Source organism: Micromonospora sp. M61 (assembly GCF_018070245.1).
GTDB classification, from domain to species: domain Bacteria; phylum Actinomycetota; class Actinomycetes; order Mycobacteriales; family Micromonosporaceae; genus Micromonospora; species Micromonospora zamorensis.
On sequence record NZ_JAGPYA010000031.1, the window covers coordinates 15,985 to 39,257 of the forward strand.

Below are 23,273 nucleotides of genomic sequence, written 5' to 3' on the forward strand. Positions count from 1 at the left end.
CGTCGATGACACCGCTGATGAGCCGTACTGTCTCGCGGCGGGTAGCGGGTCGGCAACAGTACGTTTGTCTGACAGGGGTCGCGACGCTCGAACGGCCCCGTTGCCGGCCCGGCGACGACTGGCCTGAACAGCGGCAATGCGACCCTTCTCATCGAATATCATCGATGATGTGAGATGGTTTTAGGGGTCTTCTGGCGCGGGTCTTGACGCAGGTCGCGGTCGCGGCGACGGGGTGGGCCCGGGCGCCTCTTCACAAAGCAGTGACGAGCGCATTACATTGTCGCTTATCCATGGGAGCGCTCCCGCGCTTCCGGTTCCACCACCACAGCCGCCGGCAGCCCGCACCACCCGACACCGTCCCGCGTCCAGGTCGGTGCTGACCGGCGGCGCCACCGACAGGAGCCCGCCATGCACCGACCGCAGCGGTTCCGCTTCCGATCTCGGCGACCGGTCGTCGACCAGCCCTGGCCGCGGCGGTTGCTGGCCGCTGGCGTCGCCCTGCTCACGGGTCTCGCCCTCGCGGTCGCCGGGCCGACGTCGTCGCCCGCCTCCGCCGCGCCAGCGGCCTACAACTACGCCGAGGTGCTGCAGAAGTCGCTGCTCTTCTACGAGGCGCAGCAGTCCGGGCGGCTGCCCGACTGGAACCGGGTCTCCTGGCGCGGCGACAGCGCGCTCACCGACGGCGCTGACGCGGGGCTGGACCTCACCGGCGGCTGGTACGACGCGGGTGACCACGTGAAGTTCGGCTTCCCGATGGCGTTCAGCGCCACCATGCTCGCCTGGGGCGCTGTGGAGTACCGCAGCGGCTACACCGCGTCCGGCCAACTGCCGCACCTGCTCAACAACCTGCGCTTCGTCAACGACTACTTCATCAAGGCGCACCCGTCCGCCAACGTCCTCTATGGACAGGTCGGCAAGGGCGACGACGACCACAAGTGGTGGGGTCCGGCCGAGGTGATGGCGATGGCGCGGCCCGCGTACAAGATCGATGCGAGCTGTGGCGGCGCGGACCTGGCGGGGGAGACGGCGGCCGCGATGGCCGCGTCCTCGATGGTCTTCCGTCCCACCGACGCGGCCTACGCCGACCGGCTGCTCGGGCACGCCCGGCAGCTCTACACCTTCGCCGACACGGTGCGGAAGTCCTACCACGAGTGCATCACCGACGCGACCAGCTTCTACCGCTCGTGGAGCGGCTGGCAGGACGAGCTGGTCTGGGCGGCGATCTGGCTGCACCGGGCCACCGGCGAGGCCAGCTACCTGGCCAAGGCCGAGAGTGAGTACGACAAGCTCGGCACCGAGAACCAATCCACCACCCGCTCCTACAAGTGGACGATCGCCTGGGACAACAAGCAGTTCGGGGCGTACGTGCTGCTGGCCAACCTGACCGGCAAGCAGAAGTACGTCGACGACGCCAACCGCTGGTTGGACTACTGGACCGTCGGGGTGGACGGGCAGCGGGTGCCGTATTCACCCGGTGGGATGGCGGTGCTCGACTCCTGGGGTGCGTTGCGCTACGCGGCCAACACCTCCTTCGCCGCGCTGGTCTACAGCGACAAGACCACCGACACCACCCGTAAGGCGCGCTACCACGACTTCGCCGTCCGGCAGATCAACTACGCGCTGGGCGACAACCCGCGCAACTCCAGTTACGTCATCGGGTTCGGCGCCAACTCGCCGCGCAACCCGCACCACCGCACCGCCCACGGCTCCTGGTGGGACAGCCAGACGGTGCCCGTCGAGACCCGGCACACCCTCTACGGCGCGCTGGTCGGCGGCCCGTCCTCGGCCAACGACGCGTACAGCGACAGCCGGTCGGACTACGTGATGAACGAGGTGGCCACCGACTACAACGCCGGCTTCACCTCCGCGCTGGTCCGGCTGGTCTCCGAGTACGGCGGCACGCCGCTCGCCAACTTCCCGGTCGCCGAGACGCCGGACATCGACGAGCTGACAGTGGAGACCACTGTGACGCAGGCCGAACCGCGGGCCACCGGGCTCAAGGTGATGGTCTACAACAAGTCGGCGTTCCCGGCCCGGGCCCTGACCGACGGCCGGTTCCGGTACTACTTCCGGCCCGACGGCACCGGCCCGGTGCAGGTCACCGCCGGCTACACCCAGGGCTGCCCGTCCCCGACCACCGCGAAGCAGTTCAGCGGTGACATCTGGTACGTCGAGGTGGACTGCACCGGGCACACCATCGCCCCGGCCGGGCAGTCGCAGCACCGGATGGAGGTCCAGTTCAAGATCGGTGTGCCGGAGGGTGGCACCTGGGACCCGACCAACGACCCGTCGTACCAGGCCACCGCCGGGCCCAACCGGAAGGTGCCGCTCTATTCCGGCGCCACCCGCGTCTGGGGCGAGGAGCCGGGCCCGGTCGTGCCGGACACCACCGCGCCCACAGTGCCCGGCACGCCCGTCGCGTCCGCCGTCACGTCCAGCGGGCTCACGCTGACCTGGACCACGTCCACCGACACGGGCGGCAGCGGGTTGGCCGGCTACGAGGTGACCCGCACCTCGGCCGGCGCCGACCCGGTCGTCACCGCCTCGACGGGGGCCTCCCTGGCCGTGACCGGCCTGGCACCCGAGCGGACGTACCAGTTCACCGTGCGGGCGCTCGACGGCGCCGGCAACCGTTCGGCGGCATCGGCCGCCCTCAGCGTCACCACGCCGGCCGGTCCGGCGCCGGACACCACCCCGCCGACCGCACCCGGTACGCCCACCGCCGCAGCGGTCGGCCCGACCGGCCTGACCCTGACCTGGGGCCCGTCCACCGACGCGGCGGGCGTCACGGCCTACCGCGTCTACCGGGGCGGGAACGTCCTGGTCGGCTCGGCCACCGGCACCACGCTGGCCGTGACCGGGCTGACCGCCTCCACCACGTACACGTTCACGGTGGTGGCGGTGGACGCGGCCGGAAACGTCTCGGCCGCGTCGCCCGGCGTCACGGTCACCACCACGGCCCCGCCCGCCGGCGGCGGCTGCGCGGTGACCTGGACAGCGAACAACTGGGACACCGGGTTCACCGCGAACATCACGATCGCCAACACCGGAACGACGCCGATAAACGGCTGGACGCTCGCGTTCACGTTCCCGAGCAGCGGGCAGAAGATCGGGCAGGCCTGGTCGGCGAACGTGACCCAGACCGGCACCGCGGTGACCGCGTCGAACCTGTCCTACAACGGGACACTGGCACCGGGTGCGTCGACGAGCTTCGGCTTCAACGGCACCCACACCGGCAGCACCACCAGGCCGGCCGCCTTCACCCTGAACGGCACCGCCTGCACCGTCTCCTGACTCATCGACGCGGCGTGGCGTGGTCGGTACCGCGCCCGGGCGACCGGCCACGCTACGCCGCGCGCGGCACAGCATTTCCGAAACTTTTCCGTAACACATTGTCCGGACCGACACGTGGTGTAAGCATCGACTGGATTAGATGTCCCAATCGAGACGTCCGGTCGTCCCCGCCTCGGCGGTCCGGGTGTTGGCCAGTAAGGAGGCTGAGATGGCAATGAGCCCATCCGTTCATCGCGGCGCGACTGGGCGACGGCGATCGCCCGCCGTCCGAGCGCTGCTCGCCGGCGCGTTCAGCGTCGTGACCGTGGCCGCCGTCGCGGTGATGATGCCCTCGGCGAACGCCGCCGCGAGCACGCTCGGCGCGGCCGCCGCACAGTCGGGCCGGTACTTCGGCACCGCCATCGCGGCGGGCCGGCTCGGCGACTCGACATACAGCACGATCGCCGCGCGCGAGTTCAATATGATCACGGCTGAGAACGAGATGAAGCCGGACGCGACGCAGCCCCAGCGGGGCCAGTTCAACTTCAACTCCGGCGACCAGATCTACAACTGGGCGACCCAGCGCGGCCTGAAGGTCCGTGGGCACACCCTGGCCTGGCACGCGCAACAGCCGGGGTGGATGCAGAGCCTGAGCGGCAGCAACCTCCGTCAGGCGATGATCGACCACATCAACGGCGTGATGGGCCACTACCGGGGCAAGCTCGCCGCCTGGGACGTGGTCAACGAGGCGTTCAACGAGGACGGCAGCCGTCGCCAGTCCAACCTCCAGGGCACCGGCAACGACTGGATCGAGGTCGCGTTCCGCACCGCGCGGGCGGCCGACCCTTCGGTCAAGCTCTGCTACAACGACTACAACATCGAGAACTGGTCGTACGGCAAGACGCAGGGCGTCTACCGCATGATCCAGGACTTCAAGTCCCGTGGCGTGCCGATCGACTGCGTCGGGTTGCAGACCCACTTCACCGGCGGCAGCTCGCTGCCGAGCAACTTCCAGACCACGCTGTCCAGCTTCGCCGCGCTCGGCGTGGACGTGGCGCTGACCGAGGTCGACGTCACCAACTCCTCCACCACCCAGTACGCCGGGCTGACCCAGGCGTGCCTGAACGTGCCGCGCTGCATCGGCATCACCGTCTGGGGCGTACGCGACAGCGACTCCTGGCGCTCCAACGAGAGCCCGCTGCTCTTCGACGGCGGCGGCAACAAGAAAGCCGCCTACAACTCGGTCCTCAACGCGCTCAACGCGGCCCCCCCGACCGCGACCCCGACCGCGACCCCGACGGTGAGCCCGACCACGAGCCCGCCGCCGAGCGGCGGCGCCGGCCGGATCGTCGGCGTGCAGTCGGGCCGGTGCATCGACGTGCCCAACGCCACGCAGACCAACGGCACCCGCGTCCAGCTCTACGACTGCAACAGTCAGTCGAACCAGCAGTGGACGTACACCAGCGGCAAGCAGTTGAGGGTCTACGGCAGCAAGTGCCTCGACGCGAACGGCGCGGGCACCGCGAACGGCACCGGAATCATCATCTGGGAGTGCAACGGCCAGCCGAACCAGCAGTGGAACATCAACTCCAACGGCACCATCAGCGGCGTGCAGTCCGGCCGGTGCCTGGACGTCTGGGGTACCGGCAACGGCCAGCAGGTCCAGCTGTACGACTGCCACGGACAGACCAACCAGCAGTGGCGGACCGACTTCGGCGGCGACACGCCGCCGACGTCGACCCCGCCGACCACCACGCCGCCGCCGACGGGTGGCTGCGCGCTCCCGTCGACCTACCGGTGGTCGTCGACCGGCGCGCTGGCGAACCCGCAGAACGGCTGGGTCTCGGTCAAGGACTTCACCAACGTGGTCTACAACGGCAAGCATCTGGTCTACGCGTCCAACGTCAACAGCAGCGGCCAGTACGGATCGATGAACTTCAGCCTGTTCACGAACTGGTCCGACATGGCCTCGGCCGGCCAGACCGGAATGAGTCAGGGCACCGTGGCACCCACGCTGCTGTACTTCGCCCCGAAGAACATCTGGGTGCTGGCGTACCAGTGGGGACCGACCTCGTTCAGCTACAAGACGTCGAGCGACCCGACGAACGCAAACGGCTGGTCCTCGGCGCAGACGCTCTCCACCGCCACCCTCTCCGACGCCCCGTACGGGGTGATCGACCAGACCCTCATCGGCGACGACCAGAACATGTACCTGTTCTTCGCCGGGGACAACGGCAAGATCTACCGGTCGAGCATGCCGCTGGGGAACTTCCCGGGCAGCTTCGGCTCGACCTACACGACGGTCATGACCGACTCGACGAACAACCTGTTCGAGGGCGTCGAGGTCTACAAGGTGCAGGGCCAGAACCAGTACCTCATGATCGTCGAGGCGATCGGGAGTCAGGGACGCTACTTCCGGTCGTTCACGTCCACCAGTCTGAACGGCTCGTGGACCCCGCAGGCCGCCACCGAGAGCAACCCCTTCGCCGGCAAGGCCAACAGCGGCGCGACGTGGACCAACGACATCAGCCACGGTGACCTGGTCCGCACCAACCCCGACCAGACCAAGACCGTCGACGCCTGCAACCTGCAGTTCCTGTACCAGGGCAAGAACCCCAGTGCGGGCGGCGACTACAACCTGCTGCCGTGGCGGCCGGGTGTGCTGACCCTCCAGCGTTAGGCGTCACTCCGTTCGCGGAGAACCGGGGCGTGCCCGGCACCGTGGGGTGCGGGGCACGCCCGTCCGAGATCTGCGTCCGGGTACCCACACCGTCGTACCCGGGATGATCATCCTGCTGGCCGGCGCCCTCTCCGTCGCGCTCGCCACGAGCGCCGCCCGGCGGGTGCCCCAGCGGCACTGACCCCCGGCATGCCATTGGGTGGCATCGCTCGCCTGTACCCAAGATCCCGCCAAGGCCGGGGGATAAGCAGGCGGGATTCGGGGCAAGGCAGCAGTGTGATTGAGCTGCTGACCGTTGGACACGGCACAGCCGACCGGGTGCGGCTGGGAGAGTTGCTGACCGGGGCCGGGGTGGCGCTGCTGGTGGACGTGCGACGGTACCCGGCCAGCCGCACCAACCCCGACGTGCACCGCGAGGAGCTTGAGCGGTGGTTGCCCGAGTACGCCATCGACTACCGCTGGGAGCCGCACCTGGGCGGCCGCCGGCACGTCCCGGCCGGGGAGCCCGAGCCGGACACCTGGTGGAAGGTCGCGGCGTTCCGGGCGTACGCCGCCTACACCCGCACCCAGGACTTCGACACGGCGCTGACCGGGGTGCTGGCCGACGCGGCTGAACGCACCACCGCTGTCATGTGCAGCGAGAGCCTCTGGTGGCGCTGCCACCGCCGGCTGATCGCCGACGTCGCGGCGCTCGGTCGCGGGACGCCGGTGGCCCACCTCATGCCGGAGGGGCGGCTCAGCCCGCACCAGCCCGCCGAGGGTGCCCGGCGACTCCCCAACGGGCACCTCTGCTGGGACGGTTGAGGTGCCCGCTCACTCCACCAGGTCGTCGGCGAGCAGGTCCATCAGCAGACCGTCGTGCCAGCGCCCGCCCTCGCCACGCTCGTAACGGCGCAGCACCCCCACCGGGCGGAAACCCACCTTCGCGTACGCGCGGATCGCGGCGCTGTTCGCCGCCGCCGGGTCGATCGTGAAGCGGTGGTGGCCGTACTCGTCGATGAGGTGCCGGGCCAGGGTGCGGATCGCGTCCCCGCCCAGGCCGGCACCGCGGGCCGCCGGTTCGAGGAAGACGTCCAGGCTGGCGTGGCGGTAGTCCGGGTCCGCCTCGGCGTACCACTGGATGGCGCCGACCACCCGGCCGTCGTGCTCGATCGCGTACACGTGCAGGTCGTCGTCGCCGAGGTCGGCGCGGACCGAACCGGTCAGGTCGTCGCCGCCCCGCCACCACCGGCGGACCTCCGGGTCGGCCCGGATCGCGACGAGGGCCTCCACGTCCGCGGCCGTCGCCGGTCGCAGGACAACCGCCCGCCCGCGCAGCACCGGCTCAGCCCCGAACTTCGCCGTGCTCGACGCAGACCGCCGACCAACCCACCGGCAGCACCTGCACCTTCATCCGGCGCCGGCACCGGGGACAGAACCGGGGCGGCTCCAACTCGCGAGCCGACGCGCAGGCCGCGTGGGCGGTGGCCGTCGCCGACTCACCGCACCGGTCGCACCACAGCTCCGTCGTCGTCACGGTCGTCACAGCGTGTCGGAGAGCGCCTTGACCGGCATCTTCAGCTCGGCCAGCAGATCCAGGTCAGCCGTCGCCGGTCGACCCAGCGTGGTCAGGTAGTTGCCGACGATCACCGCGTTGATGCCGCCGAGCAGACCGTCACGGGTGCCCAGGTCACCGAGGGTGATCTCCCGGCCACCCGCGTACCGCAGGATGGTGCGCGGCATGGCCAGCCGGAACGCGGCGATGGCCCGCAGCGCGTCCTTGCCCTCCACCACCGGGCGGTCGCCGAGCGGGGTGCCGGGGCGCGGGTTGAGGAAGTTGAGCGGCACCTCGTGCGGGGCCAGCTCGGCGAGCTGCGCGGCGAACTCGGCCCGCTGCTCGACGGTCTCGCCGAGGCCGAGGATGCCGCCGCAGCACACCTCCATGCCGGAGTCGCGGACCATCCGCAGCGTCTCCCAGCGCTCCTCCCAGGAGTGCGTGGTGACCACGTTGGGGAAGTACGACCTGCAGGTTTCCAGGTTGTGGTTGTAGCGGTGCACGCCCATGTCGACCAGGTCGTCGACCTGCTCCTGGGTGAGCATGCCCAGCGACGCGGCGACCTGGATGTCGACCTCCGCCCTGATGGCGGCGACGCCCTCGCGCATCTGCTTCATGAGCCGGGCGTCCGGGCCGCGCACCGCCGCGACGATGCAGAACTCGGTCGCCCCGGTCTTGGCGGTCTGCTTCGCCGCCTCGACCAGCGACGGGATGTCCAGGTAGACCGAGCGCACCGGAGAGGTGAACAGGCCGGACTGGGAGCAGAAGTGGCAGTCCTCCGGGCAGCCGCCGGTCTTGAGCGAGACGATCCCCTCGACCTCGACCTCCGGGCCGCACCAGCGCATCCGCACGTCGTGGGCGAGCTGCAGAGCGGCGGGCAGGTGCTCGTCGGGCAGGTTCAGCACGGCGAGGATGCCGGCCTGGTCGAGGCCGACACCGTCACCGAGGACCTGGGTCCGGGCCTGGTCGAGGATCGCTGGCATGGCTCGTACCTTACAAGGCGCCCCGATCAGCCGGAATGACCTAACAGCCGTCGATGCCTCGCAGCGAGTGGATCCGCCGGGCGTCGGCGGCGGGTGGTAATTTCGCCCGGCGGGTGTCGGGCTGACCGGCGCGGACGGCGGTGAAGGGGTGACGTGGCGGACTGGCTGGCGGCGCTCGACCGCCGCGCGGAGTTGCGGGCGAAGGCCGGGTTGACCCGGCGACTCAATCCGCGTCCCGCCGACGATCAGATGACCGATCTGGCCGGCAACGACTACCTCGGTCTGGCCACCCATCCGCAGGTCACGGCCGCTGCCGCGGCTGCGCTGTCGGCGTACGGGCTGGGGGCGACCGGGTCGCGCCTGGTGCGTGGCTCCACCGACGCGCACCAGGCGTTGGAGGACGAGCTGGCGCAGTGGCTGGGCACCGACCGGGCTCTCGTCTTCTCCTCGGGCTACCTGGCCAACATCGGCGCGCTGCGGGCACTCGTCCAACCTCGGACGCTGCTCGTCTCCGACGCGCACAACCACGCGTCCCTGATCGACGGCTGCCGGATCTCCGGTGCGGAGACGGTCGTCACCCCGCACGCCGACGTGAACGCGGTGGCTGCCGCACTCGCGGCCGCTCCGGGTCGCCCGGCGGTGGTGGTGACCGAGTCGGTCTTCTCGGTCGACGGTGACCTCGCCCCGCTGGCCCGGCTGCACGCGGTGGCCCGCCGGCACGGTGCGCTGCTGCTGGTCGACGACGCGCACGCGCTGGGCGTGATCGGTCCGGCCGGCGCGGGCGGGGTGGCCGCCGCGAAGCTGTCCGGTGAGCCGGACGTGGTGGTCACCGCCACCCTGTCCAAGGCGCTCGGCGGCGCGGGTGGGCTGGTGGCCGGCCCGGCCGAGTTCGTCAGGCACCTGGTCGAGACCGGGCGTACGTTCATCTTCGACACGGCCCTGCCGCCGGCGGTCGCCGCCGGTGTGCACGCCGCGCTGGGGCTGGCCCGGGCTGGCGACGACCTGCGAGCGGAGCTGTCCGACCGGGTGGGGTTGGCGGTCGACCGGCTGCGTGCGGCCGGGCTGACCGTCTCCGCGCCGGACGCGGCGGTGATCTCGGTGACGGCCCCCGGGCCGGAGGCGGCGACCACCTGGGCCGCCGACTGCCGGGACCGGGGCGTCGCGGTGGGCTGCTTCCGGCCACCGTCCACCCCGGACAGCCGCTCCCGCCTGCGGCTCACGATCAGCGCGGGGGTGCCCCGGGCGGCGTTCGAGCGGGCTGTGGACGTCATCGTGGAAACTGCCCCATGACCGCGTGGGAGGGCCCGGTTCTGGTTACCGGGACTGACACCGAGGTCGGTAAGACCGTGGTGACCGCGGCGATCGCGGCCGCCGCGCAGGCCGCCGGGTTGCGGGTGGCGGTGGTCAAGCCGGGCCAGACCGGTACGGCCAGCGGTGAGCCCGGCGACGTGGACGCGGTCAACCGGTTGGCTGCCCCGCTGACCGGCCGGACCCTGGCCAGTTATCCCGATCCGCTCGCCCCGCTGGCCGCCGCCCGGGTGGCGGATCTGCCGCCGCTGGAGTTGTACGCGGTGGTGGACGCCGTCCGCGCGGAGGCGGACAAGCACGACCTGGTGTTGATCGAGGGCGCGGGTGGGTTGCTGGTGCCGATGGGGCTGCGCCCGTCGGGCGAGCCGTGGACGATGGCCGACCTGGCGGTGTCGCTCGGCGTACCCGCGGTGGTGGTCGCCCGCGCCGGGTTGGGCACGCTCAACCACACCGCGCTGACCCTGGAGGCACTCGACCGGCGTGCGGTGCCCGCCGGCGTGGTGATCGGCGCCTGGCCGACCAGACCGGAGCTGGTGCACTGGACGAACCTCACCGACCTGGTGCCGAACCTGCTCGGCGCGTTGCCCGACGGCGCCGGTGCGATGGACCCGGGGGTGTTCCGGCGGTCCGCGCCGGGTTGGCTCACCCCGGCCCTGCACGGCGTGCTCGACGACTGGCGGGTCTGGGCCGAGGAGAGCGGCTGAACACCTGACTTTCGTCGGTGTCCGCCCAGGTCGGACGTGGGTAGCCTGACCGCCGTGCCGATTTTCGACTTCTCGCCGCCGGGTTTGTCGGACCGGTGGCGTCGGCTGCTGCGGGACGTGCTGCTCTGGGCGGTGGTGGCCGCCCCGGTCGGCTATGCCGGGTTCAGCCCGCCCTATCCGCGGTACGCGTTGCCGCTGGTGGTCGGCAAGTTGGTGCTGCTCGGCGTGGCGGCGGTGCTGGCAAATCGGCGCGCACCGTTGGCGGCCCTCGTGCTGGTGGTGCTCGGGTCGGTCGTCGACGGCAACTTCGTGTTCGCGATCCCGGTCTTCAGCTATCTCGCCGGGCGGCGCAGCGCCTCCGCGGGCCGGGCGGCCGGGGTCTTCGTGTTGATCGCGGCGGGCGGCACGGCGCTCAACCTGGGCGTGCTCGGCACCGGCCCGGCCACCTGGTTCCTGCTCGCCTCGGTGCTGCTGTTCGCCGCGGTGTTCCCCTGGTTGGTCGGGCGGTACCGGCGTCAGCAGCAGGAGTTGGCCGACGCCGGTCGACGGCACGTGGAGGCGCTGACCCGCGAGGAGCGTGGTGCCGCCGAGCGGATCCGGCTGCGGGAACGGGCCCGGATCGCCGGGGAGATGCACGACTCTCTCGGTCACGACCTCAGCCTGATCGCGTTGCGGGCCGCCGCCCTGGAGGTCGCCGCCGACCTGGACGACCGGCACCGGGCCGCCGCGGGGGAGCTGCGGGCCAGCGTCTCCGCCGCCACCGAGCGACTGCACGAGATCATCGGGGTGCTCCGGGAGGAGGGCGGCGCGTCGGTGCGTCCGAGCGGGGAGACCGTCGCCGATCTGGTCGAGGGTGCCCGGGAGGCCGGCATGGCGGTACGCATGGAGGCCGGCCCGGCGGTCGCGGAGTTGCCGGCGATGACCGGTCACGCGGCCCACAGGATCGTCCGTGAGGCGCTGACCAACGCCGCTCGCTACGCACCGGGCGCCCCGGTGGAGGTGCGCCTGACCCGGGACGCTGATCGGGTCGAGGTCGCCGTCGTCAACGGCGCCGCGCCGGCGGGGCCGCTGCCCGCCCCACCGTCGCAGGGCAGCGGGCTGCTCGCCCTCGCCGAACGGGTCCGTCTCTCCGGTGGGACGCTGCACGCCGGCCCGCGTACCGAGGGCGGCTTCGTCGTACGGGCGGTGTTGCCGGCGACCGCGCCGCCGGTGGAGGCGATCGAGGGCGGCGACCAGCGCGGTCTGGTGGAGCGGCCGGTGGACGCCGAGCGGCGGCTGCACGACGCCCGCCGACGGGTGCGCCGCAGCCTCCTGGTGGCGCTCGCGGCGCCGGTTGGCTTCGCCCTCGTGCTCTCCCTCGTCTACTACCCGGTGGCGACCGCCGGGACGGTGCTGGACCGGGCCACCTTCGACCAGATGCGCGTCGGCGCGGCCCGGTCGGAGCTGGCCGGGCTGCCCCGGCGGCAGTTGGATCGCCCCACGCCGGCCGACCGGGCGGACTGCGAGTACTACACCGACGGCAACTTTCCCCTCGCGCAGCCGACCTGGCGGCTGTGTTTCACCGATGGCCGGCTGGTCAGCAAGGAGTGGATCGCGTAGTGAACACCGACACGACCGGGGCAGCGCCGGTCCGGGTCGTCCTGGCCGACGACGAAGCGATGATCCGGGCGGGCGTCCGGGCCATCCTCGCCACCGATCCCGGCATCGAGGTGGTCGCCGAGGCCGGCGACGGGCACGCGGCGGTGGAACTGGTCCGTGCGCACCGACCTCGGGTCGCGCTGCTGGACATCCGGATGCCGCGGATGGACGGGCTGGCCGCCGCCGCCGAGATCCGCCGGGTCGTGCCGGAGACCGCGACGATCATGTTGACCACGTTCGGCGAGGACGACCACGTGGCCCGTGCGCTGGGGCACGGCGCCGACGGGTTCCTGCTCAAGGCCGGCGACCCACGTGAGCTGATCGCGGGCGTGCACGCCGTCGCCGACGGTGGTGCGTACCTCTCGCCGCAGGTGGCCCGCCGGGTGATCGAGCTGGGCGCCGGTCGGTTGGCCCGCCGGCCCGCCGCACGGGACCGTACGGCCGGGCTGACCGAGCGGGAACGGGAGGTGCTGGCCCTGGTCGGGGCGGGGTTGTCCAACGCCGAGATCGCCCGCCGGCTGCACCTGGTGGAGGGCACCGTGAAGAGCTACCTGACCAGCATCTTCACCCGGCTCGACGTGCGCAACCGGGTGCAGGCGGCGATCCTCGCGTACGAGGCGGGGCTGGTCGACGGCTGAGCGGGGGCGGCGCGGCCCCCGCTCAGCCGCCGGCGTCACGCGTCGCGGCGGCGCAGCGCGGCCCGGCCCAGCAGGAGCGCGGCCCCCGCCCAGCCGGCGAGCAGCAGCAGCCCGACGAGGCTGGGGTACGGCTCGGTGTCGCCGGCCAGGAAGTGCGCTCCGGCCACGCCGGGGAACACGTCGGCGATCCGGTTCAGCACGTCGATGTCCGGCTCCTGAAGCGACAACGGCACGATCATCAGGGTGGCGAGGAGCACGGTGATCGTGAGTACCGCGTTGCGCAGCGCGGCGCCGAGGCCCAGGGCGAGCACGCCGATGAGCGCCAGGTAGGCGGCCACCGCCACGATGTCGCCGATCGTGCCGGCCACCGGGGCGCTGCCCCACTTGCCGAGCACCGGTCGGGCCACCAGGGCGCCGACGCCGCCGAGCAGCAGACCGAGGGCGAAGGTGACGGTGCCGGCGACGGCGGCCTTGGCCAGCAGTACGCGGCCACGCGACGGGGTGCACTGGAGCGTGGTCCGGATGGTGCCACTGGTGAACTCGGTGGTGATCGCCAGCAGGCCGAGCGCCAGCACCACGTACTGGGTCAACTCGACCGAGTCGATCAGCACGCTGCCGACGGTGACGATTCCCCGGTCGTCGGTCGGGTCGTCGTTGGTGTTGTCGTTGGCGGCGTAGATGGCCAGCTGACCGGCGCTCGCGGCCATCACCAGCAGCCCGGCCAGCGCCGTCCACCAGGTGCTCGGCACCGAGGAGAGCTTGGTCCACTCGGCGGCCACCGCGCCACCACGGGTACTGATGCTCATCGCGCCCCACCTCCGGTCGTTCCGCCCGCGTACTCGACGCTGTCGGCGGTCAGTTCCATGAACGCCTGCTCCAGCGACGCGCCGTGCGGGCTCAGCTCGTGCAGTCGTACGCCCAGCTCGTGTGCCAGGTCCCCGACGCGGTCGGCGGTGGCGCCGGTGACGGTCAGCTCGTTGCGGTCGGCCGCCTGCACTGTCGCGCCGGCGGCGGTGAGGCGCGCGGCCAGGGCGGCGAGGCCGTCCGGGTGCGGGCTGCGGACCCGGACCGCGACCGCGCTGCCGGCGATCACCTCGTCGGTCGGGGCGTCGGCGAGCAGTCGTCCCCGGCCGATCACCACGAGCTGGTCGGCGGTGAGCTGCATCTCGCTCATCAGGTGGCTGGAGACGAAGACAGTCCGTCCCTGGTCGGCCAGCGAGCGCATGAGCTGCCGCACCCAGCGCACCCCGTCCGGGTCGAGGCCGTTCACCGGCTCGTCGAACATCAGCACCGGCGGGTCGCCGAGCAGCGCGCCGGCGATGCCGAGCCGCTGGCCCATGCCGAGGGAGAGGGTCCGTCCCGGTTTCCTGGCGGCCCGCGCGTCCAGCCCGACGGTGTCGAGCACCTCGTCCACCCGACGGGTGGGGATGCCGTTGCTGCGGGCGATGGCCAGCAGGTGCGCCCGGCCGGAGCGGGCCGGGTGGATGGCGCGGGCGTCGAGCAGCGCCCCGACCTCGTGCAGCGGCCGGCGCAACTCCCGGTACGGGCGCCCGCCAATGAGGGCCTGCCCGGCGCTGGGACGGTCCAGCCCGAGGATCATCCGCATGGTGGTGGACTTGCCGGCGCCGTTGGGGCCGAGGAACCCGGTGACCCGGCCGGGCGCGATGTCGACGGTCAGGGCGTCGACCGCGACGGTCGCCCCGAACCGTTTCGTCAACCCACGTAATGTGATCATGCGCTGACGCTAGGCGCGCGGCCCCCTGCCGCACCGCGCCCGAACGGCAGCACCCGACCCTGACTTTCGTCAGGTCGCGGCCGGGTCGGTCAGCGGACGTAGTCCTCCAGCAGAGCCGGTGTGAGCCCGGCCCGGTGGATCGCCTTCAGCGCCGCGAGCAGGTCGTCCATCAGCGCCGGCCGGAAGTGCATGAGCAGCACGTCGCCGGGCTGGACGAGCCTCTCCGGGGTCTGGTAGCGCACCTTGCCCTCGTGCACGGTCTCGGTCCAGTGGAAGACCGCCTTCGCGCCGCAGTCGTGCGCGGCCCTCAACGTGGTGGCGTCGTGCTCGCCGAACGGTGGCCGGAACAGCGTCGGTCGCTTGCCGAACAGCGCCTCCAGCTTGTCCGCGGCACCGCAGATCTCGTGCCTCTGCCGGTCGTACGACCGGCCGGCCAGCGAGGTGTGCGTGATGGTGTGGTTCTCGACGACCCCGCCCGCCACCATGATCTGCCGGAAGTAGACGTCGTGCTCCTCGGCGGCCGGTGAGTTCAGGAACATCGTGACCGGGATGTGCGCCCGCCAGATGAAGTCGGCCACCTCGGGCGGACGGGCCAGCCCACCGTCGTCGATGGTGATGAAGGCGACCCTCTGATCGGTCGGCAGGCGGTGCCAGAACTGGGCCGCGCCGGTCTCGGGCAGCGGCACCGGTTGCGGCGGTGGCGCCTCGGGGAAGGTCGGCACTTGGGACACGTACCAGTCCAGGCTCCCGGGCACGGGCTTCGTCGTCGGGGACGGCGAGGTCGACGGCGCGGCAGGCGAGGCGGACAGGGCCGGCTGGTCCGTGGCGATCCGTCGGACGTGCAACGCCGGTCCGGCTGTGCAGGCACTCAGCACCAGCAGGGCCAGAAGTGTTACGACGGCGAGGATCCGACGCGCAGGGGTCGCTGACACGCCCGGAAACCTACCGAACAGAGATCAGGATCTCCTCAGGCCGGTGCCCCGGACGAGCGCCGGACGACGAAGGCGTCGGGCATCCGGAAGGTGAGATTGTCCGGGCACCAGGGCGGACGTACCACCCGCACCCCGTCCAGCAGCGGCGCTGCCTCGGCCACCACCACGGCCGCCTCCATGCGGGCCAGCACGTCACCGACGCAGCGGTGCGCGCCCGCCCCGAACGCCAGGTGCCGGCGGGACCCGCGCTGACCCGGGCGGAACTCGTCGGGGGACTGCACGACAGCAGGGTCCCGACCGGCGCGACCCAGCCACAGCACGAGACTGCTGCCGGCCGGCACCGCCGTGCCGCCCAGCGTGCTGTCCGTCGCCGCCACCCGCCGCCAGGTGACGATCGGAGGCTCCAGCCGCAGCCCCTCCTCCACCACGTCGGCCACCGCGACCTCGCCCGTGCGCAGGCCGGCCCGGACCGCGGGCTCACCGGCCAGCCGGTGCAGCAGCAGGGTGAGGAACTGCGAGGTGGTCTCCTGCCCGGCGACCAGCAGGAAGAAGAGCGCGCCCACCACCACGTCCGGCGGGTGCCCGGCCGCGCGCAGCTCAGCGGCCAACCCGCCGCCGGTGGTCGCGAAGTCGCGCAGTACGCGGTGGAACCGCCCCACCTCGGCGGCGAGGGTCACCTGCCGGTCGCCGTCCAGCGGGGCCCAGAACAACTCCAACGCGGCACGGGCGAACTCCTTGACCGCGCCGACCGGAGCGTCCGGCAGCTCCACCAGCCGGGCCAGCACCAGCAGCGGCAGGTCGGCGGCGAGTTCCGCGTACAGGTCGACCGGCTCGCCGGCGTCGAGGGCCGCGCCGAGCCCAGCGACCCGGTCCCGGACCAGCGCCGTCAGCCACTGCCGCTGCGCGGCGACCCGGGCGGGGTGCAGCGCGTCCGCGACGATCGCCCGGATCTGCGGGTGGCTCGCGCCCGAGTTGTTGGCGAGAGTCGGCGGCAGCCGGAACCGGTGCGCGGCCAGCACCCGCAGCGCGGTCACCGGCATCGGCGTCACCGCGTCCAGCGCGTTGTCCGGCCGATAGGTGACCGGGTCGGCGAGGACCTGACGGACCAGCGCGTGCCGGGTGACGACCAGGTGCGTGCCGCCGACGTGGTCCGGCACCCGGGCCACGTCCGGCCATGCGGGGTCGGTCACCTGCGCCCAGCTGCGGAACAGCACCCGGACACGCTAGCCGGGGGCTCCCGGCAGCCCGGCGCGCAACCTCCAGACGGTGGTGCGCTTCACCCGGACGCTCTCCAGAGCCTCCGGCACCGGCACGTCGTACGCCGCCAGCTCGTCGAAGCGGTCCCGGGGCAGGAACGCCCGGCCGGGGTCGCCGACCAGCGCCGGTGCGCCGGCCCGGGTGGCGCGCAGCAGGAACCGCAGCACCCGGCGGGCCATCGCGTCGCTGTAGAAGACGTCACCGGCGAGCACCACCTCGGCGTCGCCGGCGTCGCCGTCGAGGATGTCGCCGAACTCGGCGTCGACGCGTACCCCGTTGGCTTCCGCGTTGAGGGCGACCGCCGCCACCGCCAGCTCGTCCACCTCGACGGCTCGCACCGACGCCGCGCCGGCGCGGGCGGCGGCGATGGCCACCAGACCGGAGCCGGAGGCGAGGTCGAGCACCCGGCGGCCGGCGACCAACTCCGGGTGGTCGGTCACGTAGCGGGCGAGCGCCTGCCCGCCGGCCCAGGCGAACGCCCAGAACGGCGGCGGCCGATCGGTGGAGAACTCGCCCTCGGTCAGCTCCCACAGCCCGATCGGTTCGTCCGCCTGGTGCAGGCGCACCTCGGGGACGAACGGGACCGGGGCCAGCCGGGCGTGCAGCCGGACGAACGTGCTGGAGAGCTCGGACACGTCGCCGATTGTCCCAGCGGCCCGGTGTCCGGCGTGTCGCGGGGGAGCGGTGACCGGTTCACCACCGTCGGTGAAAACCCACCCCGTCCTTGCCGGCCGGTGCGAACACACCCGTCTGGTCCGGCCGACGGGCCGCTCCTAGCGTTGCTCAGTGGAGACGACCGAACGGAGGGCGGCGGTGGTGACGGTGTGGCGGAATGCGGTGCGGGTAGGGGTGGTGCTGGCCTGTCTGAGCGGGGTGGAGCTGGCATTGGCCGCTCCGGCGCAGGCGGCGTTCAGCACCGAACTGAGTGGGCTGCCGGCCCGGTTCACCGCCGGCGAGCAGGTGCGCACGGTGTCCGCCGTCGTCTCCCGGACGGACCGGCGCGGGGGCTGCGTGAAGGTGCGCTGGTCGATGGTGCTGAGCGTGCAGGGCCTCCGGCTCGACCAGGTGAAGATGGACCGGGTGGAGGAGACCGGTGACTTCCCGCTGCAGATTCAGACCGACGGTGACGTGGCCCGGTTGACCGACCGGCAGCTCGACCCGGGCACGCTCTGCCCGGGGCGCACGGTCACCGCCCGCTACCGGGTGGCCTTCGCCGAGGACGTCACCCAGGGGCGGGTCACTCTCGCCGCCGAGGCGTACGACGCCAACGCGCGACTGCTGGCCCGACAGACGGCCACCCGCTCGGTGGTGGGTGCGCCTGGCACCCCGACCAGCACGCCGAAGCCGACCGCCACCCCGTCGGAGCGCAGCGAGACACCGAGCGCGCCGGCCGAGGAGGAGAGCACGTCCGCCCAGGAGCCGGTGGGGGACTACCCGGTCGACGCCGCGCCACCGGCGCCCGGACGCCCGGTCTCGCAGACCGGCGGGTTCGGGGTGGTGCAGGCCGCGTTCCTGCTCGGCGGGCTGCTGCTCTTCCTCGGAATGGGGTTGCTGATGCGGCTACGGCACCTGACCCGGGCTGCGGGCGCAGATGCCACGGAGCCCGACGACCCACCGGTTGACCGGCGCTGGGAGCGGCCCACCACCGCCGACCGTTGGCGACCGGCCCGCCGCTGACCTGGGGGCCGTGGGGGCCGGCGGACCTGCCGCCGACCCCCACGGTTTCTCAGTTGGAGAACGCCTGGAACTCGGCGATCCTGACCTGCGACCGGGCCGGACTGGCCGTCGCGCAGTCCGTCGTGGTGGCCGGGTCGTCGTCCTGCTCGCCCGCGTAGTGCGGGCCACCGGTGCACTGACTCGCCAGCACCTCCAGTCGCAGGTGGGTGGCGACGGTGCTGGGCACCGCGAACGTCCGGAGGTTGATGTCCCGGCTGTACGCCCGGTACGCCCCGCCGGGGAACGCGTCGCCCGCGCTCGTGTAGATGCGCTGCCACCGCGCCGGGTCGGCGCAGTCGGTGGTCGTCGCGTTGCAGGCGGACACCGCGAACGAGCGCAGCGCGCTGAGCGCGTTCTGACTGCCGGTGTCGGCGTCGCCGGCGATCGCCGGGCGCAGCATCGCGCTGACGTTCACCCGCTTGACCGTCTGCGGGGCGCCCCCGGGCAGCGCCACGGTGAGCTGCCGGCCGGCCACCCCGTCCAGGGAGGCCCAGTTCGTCGCCTCGGTGTCGTCGGCGACCCGGTCCAGGTTGACCCCGTCGCCGGTGATCGTCGCCCCGGACGCGGTGGACGCGAGGTTACGGCTCATCCGCAGGTCCACGTACCCGTCCTGACCGGCCCGGGCGACCACGCTGAGCCGCTGGTGCCCGAAGCCGGGCGCGACGGCCAGCAGGTCGTACGTGCCGGCCACCATCTCCACGGTGTCCGGGATCGGCGTCGCCGGGTCGGTGTCGGCGATCGGCGTCGCCCGCGCCTCGTACGTCCCGACGTACACCCGGATCGGCGCGTCGGCGCTGTCCCCGCGTGGACGGAGGGTCAGCGTGGCGTTGCCACCACGCGGCGAGGCGAAGCTCGGCGTCGGGTCGGTGTCGGTGGCGCCGTTGGTTGCGGCGTCCCGGCCCATCCCGGAGCGGGCGAACTCGGCCCAGATCAGGTCCTGGTTGGCACCACCGAAGCGGAGCAGGTCGGCGGTGAGCATGTTGTCCCGCATGTCGAGCATGCTGACCTGGCTGGCGGCCTGGAGCAGGAACGAGTCGAACACCAGTTGCGACCAGCGCCGATTGCCCGGGCACTGGTCGGCGGCGACCTTCCCCTGTGCGCAGTCGAGCTGCCGCTGCGGGGTGCCGAGGCCGTACCGCTTGACCAGCGCGGAGCGGACCCGGAAGTTGGTGGCGCCCCAGATCTCCCCGTCGGCGTGCACGGCCGGGCCGCCGGTGTTGTAGCCGATGTCGGAGTAGTTGAGCGGGCTGCGGCTGAGGTCGTAGTTGCGGATGCCGCTGACCAGGTTGCCGGTGACGTAGCCGCCGGTGATGAAGGGCGTCTCGCCGGGCGCGCGCAGCCCGTGCTGGAAGAGGTACTCGGCGGCGAGCAGGTCGCCCCACGACTCACCCATCGCCCCGCCCTGGTGGCCGCTGATCCCGCTGTCCGGGCCGGCGATCATCCGGTTGGTGATCGCGTGGGTGTATTCGTGGCCGATCACCGTCATGTCGTAGTCGCCGTCCACACACGGCGGGTACGGCCCGCCCGCCTGGGGCTGCCACAGGTACATGTTGGTGGTCGGCGGTAGCCCGTCGCGCGGGGTGCCCTGGTTGGCGTTGTTCCGGTTGCCGGTCAGCGCGCCCTGCTGGGCACGGCCCTGCTCGGCGTCACCGCCCAGCCCGGCCGGGGTGAGGTTGACCGCCTGGAGGTTCCACGCCGACTCGGTGAAGCCCAACTGGTACGACCAGTCGTGCATCCGGTTGTGCATGGCGAACAGGTTGGCGATCGACGCGTCGGCGTCGTTGCGTTGGGCGGAGGTGAACACCTCCGGGTTGCACTTCGACTGGTGCCACTGGTCGGTGAAGGGGTATTCGTAGCGACGGTCCGGGCTGGTGGGCGCCGGGACGACGGGGGTGCCGGCACCCCAGGAGAGCACCGTGTTGGCCGAGTTGCCGCGCGAGGTGAAGGTCGGCGTGCCGGTGGCCGCGTCGACGTCCCACGGCTGGCCGGTGGCCGGGTCGCGCCAGGCGGCCTGGCAGCCGGGTGCCGGGTCGCCGCACCAGCGCACCCGGGGGTCCTGCCCGGGGCCGAGGTCGCGGGGCGGGGTGGCCGGGAAGACCGCCCAGCTCGGGTTGTCGGAGTCGAAGTCGACGAGGTCCTCGCGGACCAGCACCTGCCCGGTGCTGCCGTCCACGTAGGTGGTGAACGCGGCCGGGTGCTCGGTGTCCGCGCCGATCATGGTCACCTCGTAGGCGGCCCGTGGCCCGTCCAGCGGGGTGGGTACGGCCACCGACCGGATGGTGTGGCTGGCCACCGCGCCGGGGGTCAGCTTGGCGTCGGCGAGCGCGGCGGCGTACGCCTGCTCGGCGGTGCGGGTCGCGGGTGCCGGTGTTCCGGCGTTGCGGGCCAGCGAGGAGCTGACCGAGAGCACCGTGCCCTTGGCGACCGCGAGGGTGACGAGGCCGTCCGGCCCGGCGGGCAGGTCGCCGAACCGTTGCCGGAGGGTGACCACGGCACCGCTGCCGATCGGCCGGACCAGCACGCGTTCCATGGCGGCCACCGAGGCGGCGTCCAGCCCGAACAGGTCGCGGTTGGCGGTCAGGTAGGCGCGTGCGGCGGCCTCCGGGTCGGCGGGCAGCCCGGTGGCGAGAGGGGTACGACCGGGGCCGAGCGCCTGCGGGGTGCCGAGTCGGTTCCACCGGACGTCGGGGTCGGCGGCGCGGGCCAGGCCGCGCTGGCGGGCGTCGGGTGCCGCCGTACCGGTGCGGTTGTCGACGTCTGCGGGCTCGTGGCCCTCGGCGAACGGTCCGGAACTGCGCGCGGCGGACGCCGCGTTGCCGGTGGGGGCCGCGGTGCTCACGCCGGTGGGGAGCAGCGCGGCGACCGTCGCCGTCGTTGCCAGGACGGCGATGAGCCGGCGTCGACGCCGGCTCATCGGGGGTAACCACTCCGGTTGTGGCACGGGACCTCCTCGTGGGAGCGGGATGGCCGGCGAATCGCCGACCGTCAGTGCGCGATAACGCATGTGCATCTGTGGATATCAGTCGATCGTGATGGCGGCAAGGGCTGGGGGCGCCCACGGGCCAGGAGTTCGAAGTCTTCGCCCGGGTTCCGGTGATCGACATGCTGATCGGCGACGACCGGCCACGGGCATTCCACGTCGCGCACGACGGCGGCCACCACCTACGGTGGCGGCCGTCGAGCTGGTGCCGCCGCTGCGGCGGCGGGTGAAGGATGGGCGGGTGCTCGCCCCAACGGCGGCGACGGCACACGGGGGCGTCCACCGCCGGAGCGTGACGCCGCGGGAGGGTCAGTCGCTCGGCGCCCAGTCGGGGTCGCGGCCGAAGGCGGCCAGGAGGTGGTCCTGCTCGTCGGCGTCGTCGGGCACCCGCACCCCGGTCCGGACCAGGTTGTTGCGCCGGTAGTCGTCGATCTCGTTGGCGAACCACCGTGCGGCCACGCGCACGGCGTCCGGGTCGAGCCGAGGCTGTACGCCGATCGCCACCGCCACGTCCCAGCCGTGGATGAGGTGCTCGGCGAGGAGTTGCTGGAGGTATTCCGCGGCGGGGGTGTCGCCACCGGAGAGGTGCACGGTGCGGTCGATCGTGCCGGGATGGGTGGCGGCGATCTCGGCCTGCGCGGCCGCCTCCCGCGCCGCCGTGATCGGGTCGGCGCCGAGCTGGTCACCGTCGAGTCGGTCGCCGACCTCCTCGATGGTCCGGCCGGCCAGCAGCGGAACGCTCCACCGGTCCTCGTTCACCACGTGGTTGACCAGCGTGCGCACGTCCCAGTCCGAGCAGGGTGTCGGGTCGGACCACTGGCCGGGCTCGACCTGGTCCACCCGGTCGACGAACTCGGCCAGGCTCCGGCGGTACGCCTCCAGCAGATCCATGCTGCCGATTGTTCCGGTCCACGGGGCGGGCCGAGCCGTTTTCCCCGGCCTGGTGTGGGTGATTGCGCTGGCCGCCCGGCTCAGTCCAGGTCGGTGGGGTCCAGGCCGAGCTCCCGGGCGGTGACCAGCCGGACCCACTCGCCGAACTGCCGGCGGGAGATCACCCGGTCGTGCACGGCGAGTTGGACGGCGAGGCCGTCCATGACCGCGCTGATCCGCCAGGCGGCCCCGTCCGGGTCGGCGCACTGGAAGGTGCCGTCGGCCACGCCCGCCGAGATCACCGCCGCCAGGTCCTGACGCCAGCGCAGGTCGAGTCGGCGGGAGACCTTCTCCAACTCCGGCGTACGCAGTGACTCGGACCAGCCGTCGATCCACATCGACCAGGAGGCACCACGGCCGGCCGGGGTGTAGAGCTTGAGGATCCGGCGGAGCTTGGTCAGCGGTGGGGCCGAGGACCGGGTCACCACGTCCAGTCGGGCGAGATCCTGCTCGACCGCGTACGCGAACGCCTGTGAGAGCAACCGCTCCTTGGTGGCGAAGTGGTAGAAAACCAGTGCCTGACTCACGCCGGCGGCCTGCGCCACATCCGCCGTTCGGGTATTGGCCAGCCCGCGCTCCACGATCACGTCACAGGCGGTGCGCAGCAGGGCATCCAGGCGGATCTCGGCCGCACGTCTCGTCACGACCGTTACCGTAGCCCATCCGAGTGAACACGAACAGTTACCACCGCACCCTGATCCGCGCTGCGACAGTCGGAAGCCGGACACTTTCTCAGGCCCTCTTCGGTCGTTTTCCAAGGAGTGTCCGTCGAGGTCCGCCGGCACGAGCTGATGCGCGCGTACACCCTTCTCGCGACCTGCGACACGATGATGACGATGATTGCCTAATGGTTTCGGAGGGTGAACGTCCGCAACGAATGACGGCATCAGACCAGCCCCCTAGGAAGCCCTGCGGGATGGCGCTGATCCCACCCGCGCCGAGGGTGGGACGCGCCGAGGCGACCC

General features: G+C 72.3%; 19 protein-coding genes. 8 read left to right on the top strand and 11 right to left on the bottom strand.

Translation table 11 applies throughout. The features are described from left to right. The first annotated feature begins 408 nt into the window (after positions 1-408). The 3 genes from KBX34_RS18925 (at position 409) to KBX34_RS18935 (ending at position 6,757) form a co-directional block, all read left to right on the top strand. On the top strand, positions 409-3,294 hold the full coding sequence (locus tag KBX34_RS18925; RefSeq protein WP_210926092.1) for a glycoside hydrolase family 9 protein: 2,886 nt from the start codon (positions 409-411) through the stop codon (positions 3,292-3,294). 208 nt (positions 3,295-3,502) lie between these two features. After that, positions 3,503-5,953 carry a non-reducing end alpha-L-arabinofuranosidase family hydrolase gene (locus tag KBX34_RS18930; protein ID WP_210794250.1) on the top strand — a complete coding sequence of 817 codons (2,451 nt, stop codon included), beginning with the start codon at positions 3,503-3,505 and terminating at the stop codon, positions 5,951-5,953. Positions 5,954-6,229: 276 nt separating this feature from the next. Beyond that, positions 6,230-6,757, top strand: a complete 528-nt coding sequence (locus KBX34_RS18935) for a DUF488 family protein (protein ID WP_231927258.1) — start codon at positions 6,230-6,232, stop codon at positions 6,755-6,757. A gap of 9 nt (positions 6,758-6,766) precedes the next feature. Here the strand turns inward: KBX34_RS18935 and KBX34_RS18940 are convergent, their stop codons facing one another. Genes KBX34_RS18940 through bioB form a run of 3 tightly spaced genes read right to left on the bottom strand, consistent with a single transcriptional unit; the run spans position 6,767 to position 8,470 of the window. Next, the gene (locus KBX34_RS18940) at positions 6,767-7,273 is read right to left on the bottom strand and encodes a GNAT family N-acetyltransferase (RefSeq protein WP_210926093.1); all 507 of its coding nucleotides are present in this window, start codon (positions 7,271-7,273) and stop codon (positions 6,767-6,769) included. 4 nt (positions 7,274-7,277) lie between these two features. After that, positions 7,278-7,478, bottom strand: coding sequence for a hypothetical protein (locus tag KBX34_RS18945; protein WP_099851538.1), 201 nt, complete (start codon positions 7,476-7,478; stop codon positions 7,278-7,280). Further along, positions 7,475-8,470, bottom strand: a complete 996-nt coding sequence (gene bioB, locus KBX34_RS18950) for a biotin synthase BioB (RefSeq protein WP_099851540.1) — start codon at positions 8,468-8,470, stop codon at positions 7,475-7,477. Before bioB ends, KBX34_RS18945 begins: the two co-directional genes overlap by 4 nt. A gap of 153 nt (positions 8,471-8,623) precedes the next feature. On the opposite strand from bioB, the gene KBX34_RS18955 reads away from it, so the two are divergent. From KBX34_RS18955 to KBX34_RS18970, 4 genes are read left to right on the top strand one after another with little or no spacing between them, the layout of a single operon-like run. Next, positions 8,624-9,760 carry an 8-amino-7-oxononanoate synthase gene (locus tag KBX34_RS18955; protein ID WP_210926094.1) on the top strand — a complete coding sequence of 379 codons (1,137 nt, stop codon included), beginning with the start codon at positions 8,624-8,626 and terminating at the stop codon, positions 9,758-9,760. Beyond that, the gene (gene bioD, locus KBX34_RS18960) at positions 9,757-10,482 is read left to right on the top strand and encodes a dethiobiotin synthase (protein ID WP_099851543.1); all 726 of its coding nucleotides are present in this window, start codon (positions 9,757-9,759) and stop codon (positions 10,480-10,482) included. Before KBX34_RS18955 ends, bioD begins: the two co-directional genes overlap by 4 nt. A 54-nt stretch (positions 10,483-10,536) precedes the next feature. Further along, a complete protein-coding gene (locus tag KBX34_RS18965; protein ID WP_307871431.1) occupies positions 10,537-12,081 on the top strand; it encodes a histidine kinase in 1,545 nt (514 codons plus the stop codon). Then, positions 12,081-12,758, top strand: a complete 678-nt coding sequence (locus KBX34_RS18970) for a response regulator transcription factor (RefSeq protein ID WP_210926097.1) — start codon at positions 12,081-12,083, stop codon at positions 12,756-12,758. The genes KBX34_RS18965 and KBX34_RS18970 overlap by 1 nt, the downstream gene beginning before the upstream one ends. Positions 12,759-12,793: 35 nt before the next feature. On the opposite strand, the gene KBX34_RS18975 is transcribed toward KBX34_RS18970, so the two are convergent. The 5 genes from KBX34_RS18975 to KBX34_RS18995 form a co-directional block, all read right to left on the bottom strand. Further along, positions 12,794-13,564, bottom strand: coding sequence for an ABC transporter permease subunit (locus tag KBX34_RS18975; RefSeq protein ID WP_210926098.1), 771 nt, complete (start codon positions 13,562-13,564; stop codon positions 12,794-12,796). Beyond that, positions 13,561-14,493 carry an ABC transporter ATP-binding protein gene (locus tag KBX34_RS18980; RefSeq protein ID WP_210926101.1) on the bottom strand — a complete coding sequence of 311 codons (933 nt, stop codon included), beginning with the start codon at positions 14,491-14,493 and terminating at the stop codon, positions 13,561-13,563. Before KBX34_RS18980 ends, KBX34_RS18975 begins: the two co-directional genes overlap by 4 nt. Positions 14,494-14,582: 89 nt before the next feature. After that, a complete protein-coding gene (locus tag KBX34_RS18985; RefSeq protein ID WP_307871432.1) occupies positions 14,583-15,425 on the bottom strand; it encodes a polysaccharide deacetylase family protein in 843 nt (280 codons plus the stop codon). Positions 15,426-15,460: 35 nt separating this feature from the next. After that, a complete protein-coding gene (locus tag KBX34_RS18990; RefSeq protein WP_210794256.1) occupies positions 15,461-16,639 on the bottom strand; it encodes a cytochrome P450 in 1,179 nt (392 codons plus the stop codon). A 9-nt stretch (positions 16,640-16,648) separates the two neighbouring features. Continuing rightward, positions 16,649-17,317 (bottom strand): methyltransferase, encoded by a 669-nt coding sequence (locus KBX34_RS18995; protein ID WP_088946896.1) that lies wholly within the window; start codon positions 17,315-17,317, stop codon positions 16,649-16,651. 151 nt (positions 17,318-17,468) lie between these two features. Between KBX34_RS18995 and KBX34_RS19000 the strand changes: the two genes are divergently transcribed. Next, positions 17,469-18,359: a hypothetical protein gene (locus KBX34_RS19000; RefSeq protein ID WP_307871433.1), complete on the top strand. Its 891-nt coding sequence runs from the start codon at positions 17,469-17,471 to the stop codon at positions 18,357-18,359. A gap of 49 nt (positions 18,360-18,408) precedes the next feature. On the opposite strand, the gene KBX34_RS19005 is transcribed toward KBX34_RS19000, so the two are convergent. The 3 genes from KBX34_RS19005 to KBX34_RS19015 all read right to left on the bottom strand — a co-directional run bounded on the left by KBX34_RS19005 (position 18,409) and on the right by KBX34_RS19015 (position 22,952). Then, the gene (locus KBX34_RS19005; RefSeq protein ID WP_210794257.1) at positions 18,409-21,339 is read right to left on the bottom strand and encodes a M36 family metallopeptidase; all 2,931 of its coding nucleotides are present in this window, start codon (positions 21,337-21,339) and stop codon (positions 18,409-18,411) included. 348 nt (positions 21,340-21,687) lie between these two features. After that, complete coding sequence (locus KBX34_RS19010; protein ID WP_088946898.1) at positions 21,688-22,269, bottom strand: TIGR03086 family metal-binding protein; 582 nt, start codon at positions 22,267-22,269, stop codon at positions 21,688-21,690. An 80-nt stretch (positions 22,270-22,349) separates the two neighbouring features. Next, positions 22,350-22,952: a TetR/AcrR family transcriptional regulator gene (locus tag KBX34_RS19015; RefSeq protein WP_088946899.1), complete on the bottom strand. Its 603-nt coding sequence runs from the start codon at positions 22,950-22,952 to the stop codon at positions 22,350-22,352. Between the last annotated feature and the right edge of the window lie 321 nt (positions 22,953-23,273).